This window comes from Ruegeria sp. AF2 (assembly GCF_056542025.1).
The window spans coordinates 916,852-933,435 of the sequence record NZ_JBQFZC010000001.1; the positions used below are offsets into that span (position 1 = coordinate 916,852).

Here is a 16,584-nt window from a genome sequence, read left to right on the forward strand (position 1 = left end):
GGTTCAAAAAGGGGCGGGGATTTGCCGATCAGATCAGCGCGGGTTCAGGACAGTCACACCAACTGCCGCTGCACGGGCAAGCCCGATATCCAGAGACATAGGGATGTATTCTCCGCGCCGCCATAGTTGGGCCTGATCGTCATAATAGCGGGATAGGAAATGGCCTGACTGGCCAGTTGCGGTGATGAAAACCGAACTATCGGGGTCCGCAAAATCGTAGACGCCACGATAACCAGCGCCATGCACATTCTGGAACGGGTCCGGTCCTTCGCCTGACGTGCGCCCGCGCAGCAAGGTGTTATCGCCACCGCTGGTGGATTGGCGGATGTTGACGAAAAACCGCAGCACCGGAACCTGGCCCAGCGCAGGGTGGTCCTGGGTGGCCTGATGCGCATCGCCCCAGCGTAAAGATTCGAGTGCGGGGCCATAGCGCTCGGAAATCCAAATGATCGCGTCATCCAGGGCCAGTCGTGCCATGTCGGTGCAATTTTCAACGGGAGCGCTCTGAACCACGTCGCACCAGACCGAGGCACCGTCGATATCGCGATACACCCGTTCGATAAACAGCGGCTCGACATGCTTGTATTCGGCAGCCAGCGGGCCAAGTTCGTCCGAGATCAGGCGGATTTGCAGCGCGCGCAACCATGCGGCGTAGATCAGGGGTTCCGGCAGATGCTCGTTCATCTCACCGTTCCAGTTGGCCAGCAGATCCAGCGCGATCTGACGCTGCCGTTCGGGCGTGCCTTCGGGTGCCGACTCACCGGTAAACCAGAGGTCGGCGCCGATCAGAGGAAGCAGTGATCGCGCTGTAAAGCTAACCGTGTCCAACTGCGCTTCGATAAAACTGTCACGCGTATGTACCTCGCGCGATTGCATCAGGCGTTCCCAGCGATTGACCCGCTGGGTGTCGCCCCACTCGTACGACACATGGCGCGGGAAGGGCCGGTCGATAATCTTGTTGTTGGTGTTACCCAGAACTCCGCCGACCGGGGCCACGAATTCAGGATTGTCTGAATAGGGCAGGCGGCCCTGCCAACGGTTCCGTTCCAGCCAGCCGGGGGTGGGAATGCGGCCTCGGCTTTGATTGTTCAGATCGCGCCGGGGCATTGCGCCGACCAGTTTCATGCCGATCGTGTCTTTATCGACAAGCGACAAGTTTTGCGAAGGGGCAATATAGTCCTCGGCCGCGTCAATGGCGTCTCGAACTGAATCGGCATTCATCAGCGCCAAAGAGGCGCTCATGGATGTATCGCGGGGGCTTAGCGCGCTCCACGACAGAGACGCGACATGGCCCGGTGGTGTGATGGTTTCCAGATCATAATGCGTGCCCGGCAGAACCGGGCCATTCTCGGTCCAGCGCAGGGTCAGGGTTATTGGGGCGGCGTCTTTGATCTCGATAATCGAAGGGCGGGTCTGAAAGCGTTTGTAGCCGTCTGGAGTAAGGTATTCTTCGGGATTGTCGGGGTTCAGTTGTTCGATGTGAACGTCCTGATCGTCTAGATAGGAGGAGGTAAGGCCCCAGCCCAAGCGCTCACTCCGTCCGGCTGAGATTGCCGGTACGCCTGGAATGGTTGCACCGATAACGCCGCCTTTGGCCAGTTCCAGCCGCGCCAGATACCAGATACCCGGGGCGGTGAGGCCCAGATGCGGATCGTTTGCCAGCAACGTGCCACCGCTGGCCGAGCGGGACGGCGAGGCGGTCCACGCATTTGACGCACCTGCCAGCCCGCGCTGCGGGAAAGGCGACAGCGGCGTGTCGGGCATCGGGGTGCCTTGGGCATAGCGCGGAAGGTCTGGAAACAGATCAGCATACTCGGGCAGCGCGGCAATACCGGGGCCGGGGACGTCGGGCAGAATGTCGGCCAGCCGTGCGGGATTATCCAGCATCAGCGATGTGCGTGCGCGCAACACTTCATCAGCAAGATGGCCGGAAAGCTGCAGGCTCATCAGCTTGATAATCGCTACGCTGTCGCCCGGTTGCCATGGGGGAACGGGGGCGTTGAACAGGAACATCTCGGGGGCGCCACGTCCAAGCGCCTGTTCGTTGATCTCGGTAAGCCGGGCGTTGATCCCTGCGGAATAAGCGCGAAGCGCGGCCTTGGTATAGTCGTCCTGAAACTCGACTGAGCGATGAGCGAGCCCGTAAAGATCGAAACGACGCAATAATTTGTCGATGGCTACCGTGCGCTGGCCGAACACTTCGGACAAGCGGCCCTGTGCAGTCCGACGCAGAATGGTCATCTGCCACAGCCTGTCTTGTGCATGGGCATAGCCCAGACCAAAGAACACGTCCGGGTCAGACTGGCCCAGTATATGCGGCACATTTGCAGTGTCGCGAACGATCTCGACAGGGGCAGTTATTCCTTCAACTTCAAGGGTTTGATTGTATTCAGGCAGGGATTGGCTGGCCAGAAAGTAGACCAACCCCACAGCAGCGATTGCCAGCAGGATCAGGCCTGTCGTAAGTCTCACCAGCCAGCGAAAAACCAGGCCCATCTGTCCCCCGAGAATTCTATGCGGTCATTTGCGCCAAGGTTACTGGAACCTCCGCCCGACCGAAAGGGAAATGCCACTGGAATTTGTGGAAAACCGCGAAAACACGGAGCCCCGCCACAAGATGTAGCGGGGCTCGTCAGAGGGGGGAGGGTGGTATCTGGGGTCTTAGGGGATGATGCGCGTATATTTGGTGCCTTCGACCGTCGCGCCGAACTTCAGACCCGCCTGTCCAAAGACTGCGGCCAGCACGGGTTTGCGCAACTGAGTGGTGTCGGTCGACAAGGATTCTCCGGTCGCGTCGACGACGTATCCGATATCTGCACCGGCCGTCCAACCGCTGGAGCGGCGGAAATCGTTCAAGGCCTCTTCGGTCATAAAGAACAGAACATGCGCATATTGCTGTGCGCCGATCTGCAGACCCGCAGTACCGGAGATGGCGGAATAATAGTCGACCGTCGCGCCCTGAATACGCAGTGCACCCTGACCATAGGCGCCACCAAAGATAAATCCAGCATCTGTAATCAGTGGCATGACCAACATTCCGTTGGCCTTGTTGGCAATCTCAACGGTGTTGGGATACTTGCTGTACATCTCGTTCAGCGTCGCGTCGACGCGCGCGTCGAGTGTGACTGCGTTGGAGTTGCCAACGCCGTTGCCGCAGGCGGCGGTCAGCGTCAGTCCGGCCATGCCAAAAGCAAAACCGCGACGGCTAAGTCGGGGGGAGTTTGAACTGCTCATGTTTCTCTGTCTCTGTGTATGTGCCTGATATGTCGGGTGTTCCCGATCTTGTCTGCAAGAATACGCCGATTGCACCGGCCTGTCACGGGAAAGCTGTGCTGCGCACGCAGCAAATCGGCGAAAAATTGCGACAATCTGAAGTGTTAGCCCTGCAGGATGCGCGCGGCTTCGGGTGCAAAATAGGTCAGAATGCCGTCACACCCTGCGCGCTTAAAGGCCAGCAGGCTTTCCAGCATCACCTTTTCGCCGTCGATCCAACCGTTTTGTGCAGCGGCTTGGATCATCGCGTATTCGCCAGACACCTGATAGGCATAGGTCGGTGCACCGAAGCTGTCTTTGACCCGTCGGCAGATGTCCAAGTATGGCATCCCCGGCTTGATCATGACCATATCTGCACCCTCGGTCAGATCACGCTCGATCAGACGGAGGGCTTCGTTCGAGTTGGCAGGGTCCATCTGATAGGTCTTCTTGTCACCGGTCAGAGCGCCCGATGCCCCAACGGCGTCGCGGAAAGGGCCGTAGAAAGCGCTGGCATATTTGGCGGCATAACTCAGGATCATGACATTGTGGTGACCAGCCGACTCAAGTGCGCTGCGCATGGCGCCGATACGGCCATCCATCATGTCGGACGGGCCGATGATGTCAGCTCCGGCTTCGGCCTGCGCCAGCGTCATTTTCACCAGCGCCTCAACAGTCTGGTCATTCACAATCTCGCCATCGACCACATAGCCGTCATGGCCGTTGATGTTGTAGGGGTCCAGGGCCACATCCGTCATCACCGCGATTTCGGGCGCAGCGGTCTTGATCGCACGAATGGCGCGGTTGGACAGGTTGTCGGGGTTCCAGGCCTCGGCACAATCCTCGGTTTTCAGGCTCGGATCGGTGTATGGGAAAATACATATTGCAGGAATACCAAGGGCTTGCGCTTCAACCGCGGCTTTGGCGATCAGGTCGACCGAGCGTCGCACGACCCCGGGAATCGACGGGACGGGTTCTTCGATATTTTCACCGTCGCGCACAAAAACAGGCCAGATAAAGTCATTCACGGTCAAGGTGTTCTCGCGTACCAGACCCCGGATCGCCTCAGATTGGCGGGCCCGGCGGAAACGGGTCCGGGGATATGGGGCGATAGTCGGTTTCATGGCGCACTCTCCTTGAACAATTGCGCATTGGGTGGCATGAATTCCCGGTGGTCTCAAGGGTGACAATGGACGCATCGCTGCGATGACGGTCCCTGCGGACGTTGAACAAAGGGCAGACGCTTGGACATATACTCTTCGATTTTCGAACTCATCGACATGCGGAGCTTTTCGAATCTGTGGTACTGGATCGGTCTGGCCGTTCTTTGGTCATCTGCCAGCCACTGGACGATGGGGGTGCCCTATGATCTGGTGATGCGCGCCCGTCGTGTAGGTGGTCAATCAGAACAAGACCTTCTGGATGTCGCGCGGATCAACTCGAACAGAGTATTGTACATCGTCGAAACCTCGGGTCTGGTATTGATGGCAATTTGCTGTTTTGTTTTGACTGGCCTTGCGACGTTGGGGTTCTTCTACGACGTGGAATTTGCACAGGCCGTATTCCTTCTTCTGCTCCCGATGTGTTTTGTCATGATGATCAGTATTGCGGCAGCGCGTCGATTGCAGACTCAAGAAGCGACCGTAGAAAATGTTTCCAAAACGCTGACGCGCAGTCGGACCTTTACTCAGATCATCGGTATGTTCTCGATCTTGATCACTGCGTTCTGGGGAATGTATCAGAACATTTCGATTGGTGTCCTGGGTTAGTAGTCCCTGAAAGGCGAGGTAATGACGGCTCCGAACCACGTAACAGTCGGCGGCGGCCCCGAGGGGTTTGATGCACAGCTTGTGCTGAATGAGATCGCGCGCTCGGGCGGTCCAGTCTGTCATATCGCCCGCGATGACAAACGGATGGAGGCGATGCGGGCAGCGTTGGCATTCTTTGCGCCGGACATGCCCATATTTGTATTCCCCGGATGGGACTGCTTGCCCTATGATCGGGTGTCGCCCAACGCCGACATTTCTGCTGCCCGCGTGGCAACATTGGCTGCTTTGGTGCATCAGATGCCGCAGCGGTTCGTGCTGCTGACCACGCTCAATGCCGCGACCCAACGGGTACCCGCGCGTGCAGTGTTGCGAGAGGCCGCATTCACCGCTCGCGTAGATCAGCGCATCGACGAAGATGCCCTACGCAACTTTCTGGTGCGCATGGGCTTTACCCAAAGCCCCACGGTGATGGAGCCCGGAGACTACGCTATCCGAGGCGGTATCATCGACATCTTCCCACCCGGTGAGAGCGGTCCCGTGCGGCTGGACTTGTTCGGGGATGTTCTGGATGGTGCACGCCGGTTTGATCCTGTCTCGCAGCGAACGACTGAAAAACTTGATGTGGTCGAGCTTGCCCCGGTGTCCGAGGTCATACTGGACGAAGCCGCCATCACCCGATTCCGTCAGAACTATCGCATCGAATTCGGCGCGGCGGGTACGGATGATCCCTTATACGAAGCTGTCAGCGCAGGTCGCAAGCACCAGGGGATTGAGCATTGGCTGCCGTTTTTCCATGAAAAGCTGGAAACGCTGTTCGATTATCTTCCAGGGGCCTCAATCTCGCTTGACGATCAGGTCACGCCTGCTCGGCTGGCGCGCTGGGATACGATTGCGGATCAGTATGAGACGCGAAAGCTGGCTTTGGAAAACCGCTCGCGTATGGATACGGTTTATAAACCGACGCCTCCCGGTCTGCTCTATATGGACGATGCTGCATGGGAAGATGCAGTGGGCGATCGTCGCGTTTTGCAGTTCAGCCCGCTGCCGCAGGCGAGTGGTCCGGGCGTGATTGATGCAGGCGGACGGATCGGGCGCAACTTTGCACCCGAACGTCAGCAGGAAAGCATCAGCCTGTTTGGCGCTCTGGCGGCGCATATCACCGAAAAGATGGACAAGGGGCCGGTCCTCATTGCCTCTTACTCCGAAGGCGCTCGTGAACGACTGACCGGCTTGATCGAAGATGAAGGCCTGGCCGAGGCAATCCCGGTGACCGACGGGACCCGGGTTGGAAAGCGCGGCCTGCATCTTGCGGTTTGGGCGTTGGAACACGGGTTTGAAGCGCCCAATCTGACCGTGATCTCGGAACAGGACGTTCTGGGCGACCGTCTGATCCGCCAACCCAAGAAACGCCGCAAGGCCGAGAACTTCCTGACTGAAACGCAGTCGCTGTCGCCCGGTGATCTGGTGGTGCATGTTGACCACGGGATCGGGCGGTATCAGGGGATGGAGGTCGTTACGGCTGCTGGCGCCGCCCATGAATGCCTGCTGCTGGAATATGCCGAACAGTCCAAACTCTACCTGCCGGTCGAAAACATCGAGCTGCTGTCGAAATATGGCCATGACGAGGGGCTGTTGGACCGTCTGGGTGGCGGCGCATGGCAGGCCAAGAAGGCCAAGCTGAAAGAGCGCATCCGCGAGATGGCGGATAAATTGATCCGCATCGCCGCTGAGCGTGCCTTGCGCAAGGCTCCGGTCATGGACCCACCACCCCATGCGTGGGAAGAGTTCAGCGCTCGTTTCCCCTATCAGGAGACCGACGATCAGTTGCGCGCCATCTCCGAAGTGATGGAGGATATGCATTCCGGCGCGCCGATGGATCGCCTGATCTGTGGGGATGTAGGCTTTGGCAAGACCGAGGTCGCCATGCGCGCAGCCTTTGTCGCCGCGATGTCGGGCGTACAGGTTGCCATTGTGGCACCGACCACGTTGCTCGCACGGCAACACGCGGCGTCCTTCAAGGAACGCTTCCGGGGGTTCCCGCTGGAGGTCCGGCAATTATCGCGCTTTGTCTCGGCCAAAGAGGCGCAGCAAACCCGAGACGGGCTGGCGCGGGGCACGGTGGATATCGTGATCGGCACCCATGCGTTGCTGGCGAAAGGGATACGGTTCAATAATCTAGGCCTGCTGATCATCGACGAGGAACAGCATTTCGGCGTGGGCCACAAGGAACGGCTGAAACAGCTGCGCTCGGACGTGCACGTCCTGACCCTGACAGCGACACCGATCCCACGAACTCTGCAACTGTCCCTAACAGGCGTGCGTGATCTGTCGATCATAGGCACGCCCCCCATCGACCGGCTTGCGATCCGCACCTATGTTAGCGAATTCGACGCGGTAACAATCCGTGAGGCGCTGCTGCGCGAGCATTATCGTGGCGGGCAGAGCTTCTATGTGGTGCCGCGCATCTCTGACCTGCCTGAGATCGAGGAATTCCTGAAAGAGCAGTTGCCTGAGTTGTCCTACGTGGTCGCACACGGGCAGATGGCTGCGGGTGAGCTTGATGACCGCATGAACGCGTTTTACGACGGTAAATACGACGTTCTGCTGGCCACGACGATCGTAGAAAGCGGGCTGGATATCCCGACTGCCAACACGATGGTCGTGCATCGGGCGGATATGTTTGGCCTAGCGCAGCTCTATCAGATCCGGGGGCGGGTGGGGCGCTCAAAAACCCGCGCCTATGCCTATCTGACCACCAAACCGCGCCAGCGCCTGACGGCGACGGCTGAGAAACGGCTGCGGGTTCTGGGCTCGCTGGATACGCTCGGGGCCGGGTTCACACTGGCATCGCAAGATCTCGACATTCGTGGTGCGGGCAACCTGCTGGGTGAGGAACAGTCCGGCCAGATGCGTGATGTGGGCTACGAACTCTACCAATCGATGCTGGAAGAGGCGATTGCCAAGATCAAAGCCGGCGAGATGGAGGGGCTATCGGATGCCGATGACCAATGGGCGCCGCAGATCAATCTGGGTGTCCCGGTTCTGATCCCCGAGGATTATGTGCCCGATCTGGACGTGCGTCTGGGCCTCTACCGCCGCCTGTCGTCACTGTCGACGAAAGTGGAACTGGAAGGATTCGCTGCCGAGTTGATCGACCGCTTCGGCAGCCTGCCGAAAGAGGTGAATACCCTGATGCTTGTCGTGCGCATTAAGGCGATGTGCAAACGTGCCGGGATCGCCAAGCTGGACGGCGGGCCAAAGGGCGCAACGATACAGTTCCACAATGATAAATTCGCCTCACCCGAGGGGTTGGTCGAGTTCATTCAGAACCAACGCGGGCTGGCCAAGGTCAAGGACAACAAGATCGTTGTGCGGCGCGACTGGAAGAAGGACAGCGACAAGATCAAAGGTGCGTTTGCCATCGCCCGTGATCTGGCCGAAAAGGTCGTGGCTGTGAAGAAAAAGGCGAAAGCCTAGTCCCCCGTCACAAAAGTGCAGATTTGCCAGTCGCCCGTATCGGATTTAACAAACGCAGCGCGGTAGCCAACCATCGATGTCAGAAAATCGCTGAGTAAGTAGCCCGATGTCCCATCGGTTAGTCTGATTTTCTGGTATTCCCCATCAGGTTGATAGTCAGGGACGATCACGATTTCATGACTGATCAGCGCGAGGATGGGCGCGCCACGAGACGGTGCCTGACGCAGTGTGATGCTTTCGCCCGAAACATAGAAGGCGGTGAAAGGGTCTACTGTAGCGGGAAGAATGATCCGCCAATAGTGCGGCATCCAGAATTCACCCTGATCGTCAAAATATCCCGGTTGGGAAACTGTTTGCTGCAATTGCGACCAATAAAAATCACGTAGCTCCGCAGCCTCGTCCTGAAATTCTTCACCAAGCGTTTCCGGAGGCACAGTCAAGTTGGTGCGAAACTCTTCCGGTCCACCTGCTGTGCCGTGACTGAGATAGATGTCGGGACAAGCGGCGGCGACAACTGCATCGGTATCGCGTGCCTCGATTTTCGCCAGCAAGTCAGCTCGGAATGCGACCAGTGATGGATTTTGACCTGCCTCGTCGATAGGTGGAAAGGTCTGGCGCTGTGCCAGCGCTGGACTGGCAAGCAGCAAGCCTGCCACCAAAAGGAATAGCTTCATTCCGCAGCCCTCATGGCGGCTTGGGCACAGAAGCACGACGCGCCGACGGTGCGGTCCGCGCGCGCCAAGGCAAGATCAAGGCGTTGCTTGATTTGGCGGATTTCTACTGTCTCGCCGCGTGCTTTCAGGCAATCATGCAAACCCTTCAAACTCCAGACATTGTCAGGGTGGATCGAGGCGCGGCTGAGCGTGCCACCCAAGCCTAGATCTTCACGATAGACTGCCTCGGCCTCGTTCACATGCCCTTGTTCGCACAACAACGCACCAAGCGCATGGCGTGTTGGTTGCATCCAACCCCATGGCTCGTCATAGGGCAGCGTGTCATCCAACTCGACCGAGCGGCGTAGATGTGCATAGGCAATCTCGTAGTTGCCTTTGCGATACTCGATTTCTCCGCGCAGCATTTCCGCTGCGATCTCCAGAAGGTCGATGACCCGATTGTTGTGCAGGCGGCGGGTCTCGGGCACGCAGGTTTTTGCGGCAAGGAACAACTGCTCTTCGGCCTCGGCTTGCGCCACCTCATCAGTGGCCGCATGGGCGATGGCGCGAGCATAATGTGTTGTTGCTGTCAAAGTGCGATAAAGGTCAGGGTCGTCTGGCAAATTCAGTGCCTTGGCCTCTTCCCAGCGGCCAAAGCGGATCAGGATATGCGGGCCCATGGACATGTAGCTTTCAAAATAATCCGCCATGGGCGGGCTTTCGATCCGAAGCATATCTTCGGGGGTGGTATCCCACAGGCCCTGATTGGCACGCAGGGCTGGTTCCATCTGACCGAGAAACAGAGCGCCATAGATGGTGAAGTGATAGTTGTGCTGACGATAGCCGGTATAAATGTTGAACGCGCCTTCACGCTCATAATATTTCAGATCGGCCTCGGTAGCCTTTTCGTTCCAGTAGGCAACATTGTGGTAATGGCCGCACAGCACATCGATATGGGTTGGCATATGCACCAGATGCCCGGCATCGGGCACAAGTGTGCGCAGGATGTCTCCGGCCTGCAGCGCCTTTTCTGGCGTCGGCGACATCTCCATCAGGTGCACATATAGGTGAAGTAGACCGGGATGAGACATCGACGCCGGGTCATTGACCATAGCGCTCTCCAAAGCGTCTTGCGCTTCAAGGGTCGCGGCACCCTCGGCCGGTTGGCCCGTTTTCAGGTCCCACATCTGCCACGGGGTGAGGTTCATCAGCGCCTCAACATGGATCGTGCGCAGGTCCAGATCATCAGGCTGTTCGGCAAATGCGGCGCGCATGGCGTCCGCATAGTCATAGTCCCATTGGTGCATGTTTTCGGTGGGGTCGCGCTGAGGGTATCGGGCGGGTAGGGCGCGGATCAACGCTTGCTCAACCGCTGTGCACCCGTCGAGCAGCGACAGTGCCTTCAGTGTTGCATCATAGGCGATGGCCAGTGATTTGGCCCGGCCCTGATCGTCCCGCAATTCCCAAGGCAGGTTATAGTTTGGGCCTGCCGCATAGGCGATGCCCCAATGGGCCATGGCGCAATCCGGGTCAATCTCGGCAGCTTTCTGAAAGCACGTGACCGCTTCGTCGTGGTTATAGCCATACGTCCAGACCAATCCGCGATCGAACCAAAGCTGTGCTTCGGGAGATGCTGTGGTGACGGCACAGGAATACGTGCCCAGATCATAATAGTCGCTCATGGCGCCCCCTCCCCACGATTTGCGGGAATGTTAGCGTGTTTCAGCGGCTCTGCACAGATCAGGCGGGCAGTCTGTTTTCAATCCGGCCCATATGTAGCATCAGGCCGAAGCCAAGGATGCACATCGTCAGCACGCCGGTCGTCAGCGGTGTGATCGACCCGTCAAATAACAGCCCAATAGGGGCCGCGATGGCAGCCGCCAGAATTGTGGCGATCGAGCCAATGACCGAGGCAGCCATTCCCGCGATATGACCCATAGGTTCCATGGCAATGGCGTTCAGGTTGCCCATGGTTACACCGGCCATAAAGAAGATCGAGGTCTGCCACGCCACAAAAACAGCAAATGACGCGCCCGGTGAAAGTGGTGTCATGTTCAGGATGATGACGGCGCTTGTTATCAGAATCTGCGCGCCCAAGGCCCAGGTCACCATACGGCGCATCCCGACGCGTACGACCACGGCAGCGTTCAAAAGGCTGGCCGAACCCGAGATCAGCGCCACGAAGGCGAACCAGAAGGGAAAGCTGTCTGCCCGATCATGGATGACGTCAAAAACCGGCTGAACCATCGTTAGCATGGTGAACAGCAACCCCATGCACAGCGTCTGCACCAGGATCGAGAGGCGCACGGTGGGGTGTGCGAACATCTCATGCACTGCCGCAATCATCAGGGGCAGGCGGAAGGGGCGCCGGTTTTCGGGCGCCAAAGATTCAGGCAGGCGCGTGGCCATCCAGATCACGATGATCGTGGCGAATATGATGAAGGACACAAAGATGCCGCGCCAGCCGACCAGTGCAATAACGCCTGCGCCTAGCAGCGGTGCCACGGCGGGGACCAGAGTAAAGATCATCATCGCAATCGAGATGATGCGCGCCATCTCGCGCCCTGAAAACAAGTCGCGAATGATCGCCATAGCCACAACGCGCGGCCCGGCCGCCCCGAGGCCCTGCGCGATGCGTGCAGCCAGCACCAGTTCAAGCGATGAGCTCGACCACGCAACAGCGCAGGCCAGTATATAGAGAGCGGCACCGCCATAAATCACCGGCTTGCGCCCGACCGCATCGGAAATTGGCCCAGTAAAGAATGTGCCGATCCCCATGCCCAGCACAAAAGAGGTCAGGATCAACTGTGCTTTGTTCAGATCGTAGGGGCTGAGCTCTGCGCCGATCTCGGGCAGGGCTGGCAGCATTGAATCGATCGAAAAGGCTATCGTGGCGAACATCATCGCGATCAACGCAATGAATTCGCCCCGGGACATGCGGTCGGCCATGGGGAACTCCTTCCCGAATGCGCTATCACGGCGTTTCGGGTTGGACTAGATCAGAAATGCACAGGGGTATGTGCTATTCTGCAGGGGAAGCCTCAATCTGAGACATGATCTCAGCGATCACTTTTGCCCACAATTCAGGAGGTTGCGCGCCCGGAACGGCGTGCTGGTTTGCAACGATATATGTGGGAACCGAATTTACGCCCATTTCGCGTGAATGGCTGTCGCGGTTACGGATATCTTCTCGGTCGGCGTCTGACTGCAGCAGTTTCAGTACGACCGCTGCGTCCATGCCTACGCTGTCGGCGACATCAGCCAACACCTCATGATCACCAATATCACGCGCCTCGACGAAGTAAGCATTAAAGAGTGCATCGACCACGGCATCCTGCTTGCCCTCAATCCCCGCCCAGTGGATCAGGCGGTGGGCATCCAGCGTGTTGGGCGTGCGTTTCATGCCTTCGAAATCGATATTCAAACCTGCGTTTTCGGCATGTTCAACAACGGGCGCGTATGCACTAACTGCTCCGTCCTTGCCGCCGAACTTCCGTTCAAGGTATTCGCGCCGATCCATGCCCTCGTCGGGCATATCGGGGTTCAGCTGAAAGGGGTGCCACTCGATCACAAAGGGGTGGTCTGGCACTTCGGCGAGCGCTTTGTCCAGATGGGTCTTGCCGATATAGCACCAGGGGCAAATCGGATCGGACATGATGTCGAGCTTTACAGTGTGTGTCATTCGGACGTCGCCTTGAAATAGGCCGGCAGGGCGCGGCGCAGAAGTTTGCCGTTGCCTCCGGTGGGTAAGGCGGGCAGATGGACAAAGGCACGCGGCTGTTTGTAGCGCGCCAACTTGTCAGACACATAGGCGTGCAGGTCCGCCGCGTCCAGTTCTTCGGGGCCAGTGTAGAAGGCAACGATGATCGAACTGTCCTGTTTTACCTCAACTGCAGCTGCCCCGACCTGGGTGATCTCGGGATGGGTGGATAAGGCCGCCTCCACTTCGACCGGGGAAACGCGATATCCGCCCGCATTCATCATGTCGTCATCTCGACCCAGATAGGTGATTTGCCCATCAACGGCCATCGCGCCTTGATCACCGGTCAGGAACCAATCCCCCTGCATCCGAGCAGCGGCCTCGTCCGGGGCATTCAGATAGGTCAGCATCAGGCCCGGATCTTCGCGATGTACGGCTATTGTACCTTCCTGACCTTGTGGCAAAGGGCCATCCGGCCCAAGGATGGCAATCCGACGCCCGGGCTGCGGCTGCCCCAACGCTGTGCCGCGTGCCGGGTGGCTTGGGCTGGATGAGATGAAGGTCGAGCATTCGGACATGCCGTAAGCCTCATAAAGCTCGGTGCCGGTGGACTGCACCCATTGTTCATGCAGGTGTCGCGACAGCTTTTCCCCGGCGCAAAGGCCGTGGCGCAGATTGGGAAGGCCGGGCTGCGTGTCACTTTGCATCATCTTCCGAAAGACCCCCGGTGCGGCTGCAAAGATGGTGGCGCGATGTTGTTTCAACAGGGCAGGCAGATCGCGTATGTCTGTCCCGGGTTCAGGGATCAGAGCCGTTGCACCAATGGCCCAAGGGTCCATCAAGCCGGTGCCCAGCGTGTAGGTCCAATTGAATGCCCCCGCATGGCACAGCCGGTCCGAGGATTTCAGGCCATACCAGCCGTCGACCATCATCTGCCGAGCCCAGATGGCGCGGTGTGCATGCGCAACCGCACGGGGTTTGCCCGAAGTGCCCGAAGTGTAGACCACGTAGGCCAGCCGCTCGGGATCTCCCATGGCAAAACTTGCAGGCGGCAGTGATCGCATCCGGGCCAGTTCAGGCAGCATGATCTGATCCGGGTGCGGCGCGCAGGCGACCTGGGGATCTCGCAAAATGGCGGCGGGTTTCAGATCGTCGATGATCTTTGCGGTCTCTTGCTCGGTGAGTTGTGATGAGGTGGGCACGGGGACCAGTCCCACGGCGATTGCGCCCAGATAGGCGATCGGAAAATCGACGGTATTGCCCAATCGCATGAGAACAATGTCTTGGGCGCGAAGGCCGCTCTGCAGCAATCCTGAACCGGTGCCCATTATCGCCGAATGCAGATCGCCATAGGTCCAGTCTGTTGCACCATCCGATCTCAGCACCGAAAGCGCGGTCTTCTCAGCTGAACTTTTCGCATGGCGCAGCACATGCGCGGCAAGATTGAATGGGCGCGGGCAGGGCGTAGGCGGCCCCTGATCAAAGATCGACAACATGAGAACTGGCTATCCCCGTGCGAGGCGCGTTGCAAGCAGGGCATGCTCGCCCTATAGAAAGACCCATGGCCACCAATGATCATAAATCTATCGTCAGAATTGCCCGCGACAATGGTGTCAACACCGAGTTGGAGCCGGTCGATTTGGGCGCGCGCGTGCGCGAACTGCGTAAAGCCCGCAACTGGACGCTGGAACAGGCGGCGAGTCAGGCGGGTCTGGCTCGGTCGACACTCAGCAAGATCGAAAATGGTCAGATGTCTCCGACCTATGATGCTTTGAAAAAGCTGGCGACCGGATTGGAGATTTCGGTGCCTCAGCTTTTTACGCCGCCACAACGCGATCAGGTGATCGGTCGAATGGCAGTGACCAAGATGGGCGGGGGTGCGGCCCATGCGACCACCACCTACGAACATGAGTTGCTGGCAGAAACGCTGACCAAAAAGCAGATGCTGCCCTATCGCGCCCGTGTACGTGCACGCTCGATGGAAGAATTTGACGGCTGGGTGCGTCACGATGGTGAGGAATTTCTGTATGTTCTGACCGGAGTGGTGCGGTTGTTTACCGAGTTCTATGAGCCGGTCGAAATGCGCCGCGGCGACAGCGCTTATTACGACGGCAGCATGGGGCATAACGTCATTTCGGTCAGTGATGAGGATGCGACGATCCTGTGGGTGACGTCACTTGCTTAGGGCTTGGGCCGCTTCGCGGTTCAATGCTTCGGTGAACAGGAAATCCTCAAGCTCTTCGCGCGCCTCGTTTACGGTCAGGTGGTGACGCTCGGCCAGGTAAGCTTCGAACTGTTTGCGATCTTCGCCAACGCGCGCCATATCCCTATCCCGCAGGTTCGGAAACCTACGTTTTGCACGCGCATATGACGCGTCCCAGTCTTGCGTCAGATCAGCCCAGTTTAGCATCTGCGAGCCTTCCTTAGTTGGTGTTTCAGGATTGCTCTCCCCCAAGACAGCCTACGGAGCGCCGTGCGTTGCTGCAGACATGACAAAATGTCGCAGCCGGAGTCGGGAGATAAGATGCAAAAAACCCGCTGCGGAGATACCGCAACGGGCCCACGGACCTGCTGTAAAGTGAGTGGCGGCCGGTCCGTTATTCTGCTTGTTCGAATAACCAGTTCAGTATTTTGTGTCCGATAAATACAGCAATTAACTGCATAATTATGAACATCGGAATGTGCGCAGGGTATATCCCCGCAAAGGTATCCGTAAAGCCCCTTGCGATGGTAACGGCCGGATTAGCAAAACTTGTGGAAGACGTATACCAGTAGGCGCCGGTAATATAGAGGCCCACAAGGGCTGGTACCGTGTCCGGCTTGTGCCGAATTCCGCCGAAAATCACAAAGAGCAAACCCAAAGTGGCGACAATCTCCGAAAACCACTGATGTGCCCCGGTACGATGCATCGTTTCCGAAGTTTGCAGAATCGGCAGGTCAAACATGTAATGGCTGGCCCAGACCCCCGCGATACCGCCGGCAATCTGAACAAGCATGTAAGGGGTGACCGCACGCCAGGGATGTTCACCGCGCAGCGCAAAGGCCAATGTCACTGCAGGGTTGAAGTGAGCGCCCGAGACAGGGCCGAGCGTAGTGATGATAGCGTAAAGGATGCAGCCGGTCGCAATTGCATTGGCCAGCAACGCCAGCGCGATGTTCCCGTCGGACAAGGTTTGCGCCATGATGCCTGATCCGACAACGCCGATCAGCAGGAAGGCGGTTCCGAGGAATTCGGCAAAGTATTGGCGGGCGCTCACAGCAGGGCTCCTATACGTTTGAGATGGGCCGAGAGTTCAACGCTGTCCATGGTTTCAATGGGCAGCTCCAGAAGTGCTTCGGCGCGGCGCCCAAGAATGTCATATGCGGTCCTAAAGGCGGTTTCCCAGTCTGACTGAGACGCGGCAGCCGGGTCCTCGACACCCCAATGCGCGCGTACAGGGGCGCCGGGCCAGACGGGGCATGTCTCTTCGGCGGCTGAGCCGCAAACCGTGATCACTATGTCCATTTCCGGAGCATTTTCTGCTGCAAACTCATCCCAGCTTTTAGAGCGGGAATCGCGGACGTCATGGCCTTCGGCACCAAGCAGCGTCAAGGATTGCGGATGCACCTTCCCGGTCGGGTTGGAGCCTGCTGAATAGGCGCGTACACGCCCTTCGCCGGTGTGATTGAAGAGCGACTCCAGCAGAATCGACCGAGCCGAGTTGCCGGTGCATAGAACCAGTATGTTCATGGG

At 58.3% G+C, this 16,584-nt stretch carries 14 protein-coding genes; 3 read left to right on the forward strand and 11 right to left on the reverse strand.

The window, feature by feature from the left end:
- Positions 1 to 33: 33 nt before the first annotated feature.
- The 3 genes from ACR0NM_RS04525 to hemB all read right to left on the reverse strand — a co-directional run bounded on the left by ACR0NM_RS04525 (position 34) and on the right by hemB (position 4,376).
- The gene (locus ACR0NM_RS04525; RefSeq protein WP_480613413.1) at positions 34 to 2,496 is read right to left on the reverse strand and encodes a penicillin acylase family protein; all 2,463 of its coding nucleotides are present in this window, start codon (positions 2,494 to 2,496) and stop codon (positions 34 to 36) included.
- Positions 2,497 to 2,661: 165 nt separating this feature from the next.
- Positions 2,662 to 3,234, reverse strand: coding sequence for a lipid-binding SYLF domain-containing protein (locus ACR0NM_RS04530; RefSeq protein WP_170396874.1), 573 nt, complete (start codon positions 3,232 to 3,234; stop codon positions 2,662 to 2,664).
- Positions 3,235 to 3,377: 143 nt separating this feature from the next.
- Positions 3,378 to 4,376: a porphobilinogen synthase gene (gene hemB / locus ACR0NM_RS04535; protein ID WP_480613415.1), complete on the reverse strand. Its 999-nt coding sequence runs from the start codon at positions 4,374 to 4,376 to the stop codon at positions 3,378 to 3,380.
- Positions 4,377 to 4,496: 120 nt separating this feature from the next.
- Here hemB and ACR0NM_RS04540 point away from each other — a divergent pair, with 120 nt between their 5' ends.
- Complete coding sequence (locus ACR0NM_RS04540; RefSeq protein WP_170396878.1) at positions 4,497 to 5,021, forward strand: component of SufBCD complex; 525 nt, start codon at positions 4,497 to 4,499, stop codon at positions 5,019 to 5,021.
- A gap of 21 nt (positions 5,022 to 5,042) precedes the next feature.
- A complete protein-coding gene (gene mfd, locus ACR0NM_RS04545) occupies positions 5,043 to 8,498 on the forward strand; it encodes a transcription-repair coupling factor (RefSeq protein ID WP_480613417.1) in 3,456 nt (1,151 codons plus the stop codon).
- On the opposite strand, the gene ACR0NM_RS04550 is transcribed toward mfd, so the two are convergent.
- The 5 genes from ACR0NM_RS04550 to ACR0NM_RS04570 all read right to left on the reverse strand — a co-directional run bounded on the left by ACR0NM_RS04550 (position 8,495) and on the right by ACR0NM_RS04570 (position 14,347).
- A complete protein-coding gene (locus ACR0NM_RS04550; RefSeq protein ID WP_170406081.1) occupies positions 8,495 to 9,172 on the reverse strand; it encodes an SH3 domain-containing protein in 678 nt (225 codons plus the stop codon). The genes mfd and ACR0NM_RS04550 overlap by 4 nt on opposite strands.
- Complete coding sequence (locus ACR0NM_RS04555; protein ID WP_480613419.1) at positions 9,169 to 10,833, reverse strand: hypothetical protein; 1,665 nt, start codon at positions 10,831 to 10,833, stop codon at positions 9,169 to 9,171. The genes ACR0NM_RS04550 and ACR0NM_RS04555 overlap by 4 nt, the downstream gene beginning before the upstream one ends.
- Positions 10,834 to 10,891: 58 nt before the next feature.
- The gene (locus ACR0NM_RS04560) at positions 10,892 to 12,100 is read right to left on the reverse strand and encodes a multidrug effflux MFS transporter (RefSeq protein WP_170406074.1); all 1,209 of its coding nucleotides are present in this window, start codon (positions 12,098 to 12,100) and stop codon (positions 10,892 to 10,894) included.
- Between the two features lie 73 nt (positions 12,101 to 12,173).
- A complete protein-coding gene (locus ACR0NM_RS04565) occupies positions 12,174 to 12,833 on the reverse strand; it encodes a DsbA family oxidoreductase (RefSeq protein WP_480613421.1) in 660 nt (219 codons plus the stop codon).
- Positions 12,830 to 14,347: a class I adenylate-forming enzyme family protein gene (locus ACR0NM_RS04570; RefSeq protein WP_480613423.1), complete on the reverse strand. Its 1,518-nt coding sequence runs from the start codon at positions 14,345 to 14,347 to the stop codon at positions 12,830 to 12,832. The genes ACR0NM_RS04565 and ACR0NM_RS04570 overlap by 4 nt, the downstream gene beginning before the upstream one ends.
- 65 nt (positions 14,348 to 14,412) lie before the next feature.
- Between ACR0NM_RS04570 and ACR0NM_RS04575 the strand changes: the two genes are divergently transcribed.
- Positions 14,413 to 15,036, forward strand: a complete 624-nt coding sequence (locus tag ACR0NM_RS04575) for an XRE family transcriptional regulator (RefSeq protein WP_170396891.1) — start codon at positions 14,413 to 14,415, stop codon at positions 15,034 to 15,036.
- Here the strand turns inward: ACR0NM_RS04575 and ACR0NM_RS04580 are convergent.
- The 3 genes from ACR0NM_RS04580 to ACR0NM_RS04590 form a co-directional block, all read right to left on the reverse strand.
- Positions 15,025 to 15,261: a hypothetical protein gene (locus ACR0NM_RS04580; protein WP_170396893.1), complete on the reverse strand. Its 237-nt coding sequence runs from the start codon at positions 15,259 to 15,261 to the stop codon at positions 15,025 to 15,027. The genes ACR0NM_RS04575 and ACR0NM_RS04580 overlap by 12 nt on opposite strands.
- Before the next feature lie 187 nt (positions 15,262 to 15,448).
- Complete coding sequence (locus tag ACR0NM_RS04585) at positions 15,449 to 16,108, reverse strand: MIP/aquaporin family protein (RefSeq protein WP_170421892.1); 660 nt, start codon at positions 16,106 to 16,108, stop codon at positions 15,449 to 15,451.
- A complete protein-coding gene (locus tag ACR0NM_RS04590; protein ID WP_170421889.1) occupies positions 16,105 to 16,581 on the reverse strand; it encodes an arsenate reductase ArsC in 477 nt (158 codons plus the stop codon). The genes ACR0NM_RS04585 and ACR0NM_RS04590 overlap by 4 nt, the downstream gene beginning before the upstream one ends.
- Positions 16,582 to 16,584 lie beyond the last annotated feature (3 nt).

What these genes read in the sequence shown, in the direction of transcription:
- ACR0NM_RS04580 (WP_170396893.1), bottom strand. Translation starts at nt 15,261, where the DNA reads ATGCTAAACTGGGCTGATCTGACGCAAGACTGGGACGCGTCATATGCG.
- ACR0NM_RS04525 (WP_480613413.1), bottom strand. Translation starts at nt 2,496, where the DNA reads ATGGGCCTGGTTTTTCGCTGGCTGGTGAGACTTACGACAGGCCTGATC.
- ACR0NM_RS04575 (WP_170396891.1), top strand. Translation starts at nt 14,413, where the DNA reads ATGGCCACCAATGATCATAAATCTATCGTCAGAATTGCCCGCGACAAT.
- ACR0NM_RS04530 (WP_170396874.1), bottom strand. Translation starts at nt 3,234, where the DNA reads ATGAGCAGTTCAAACTCCCCCCGACTTAGCCGTCGCGGTTTTGCTTTT.
- ACR0NM_RS04555 (WP_480613419.1), bottom strand. Translation starts at nt 10,833, where the DNA reads ATGAGCGACTATTATGATCTGGGCACGTATTCCTGTGCCGTCACCACA.
- hemB (WP_480613415.1), bottom strand. Translation starts at nt 4,376, where the DNA reads ATGAAACCGACTATCGCCCCATATCCCCGGACCCGTTTCCGCCGGGCC.
- ACR0NM_RS04565 (WP_480613421.1), bottom strand. Translation starts at nt 12,833, where the DNA reads ATGACACACACTGTAAAGCTCGACATCATGTCCGATCCGATTTGCCCC.
- mfd (WP_480613417.1), top strand. Translation starts at nt 5,043, where the DNA reads ATGACGGCTCCGAACCACGTAACAGTCGGCGGCGGCCCCGAGGGGTTT.
- ACR0NM_RS04570 (WP_480613423.1), bottom strand. Translation starts at nt 14,347, where the DNA reads ATGTTGTCGATCTTTGATCAGGGGCCGCCTACGCCCTGCCCGCGCCCA.
- ACR0NM_RS04590 (WP_170421889.1), bottom strand. Translation starts at nt 16,581, where the DNA reads ATGAACATACTGGTTCTATGCACCGGCAACTCGGCTCGGTCGATTCTG.
- ACR0NM_RS04550 (WP_170406081.1), bottom strand. Translation starts at nt 9,172, where the DNA reads ATGAAGCTATTCCTTTTGGTGGCAGGCTTGCTGCTTGCCAGTCCAGCG.
- ACR0NM_RS04560 (WP_170406074.1), bottom strand. Translation starts at nt 12,100, where the DNA reads ATGGCCGACCGCATGTCCCGGGGCGAATTCATTGCGTTGATCGCGATG.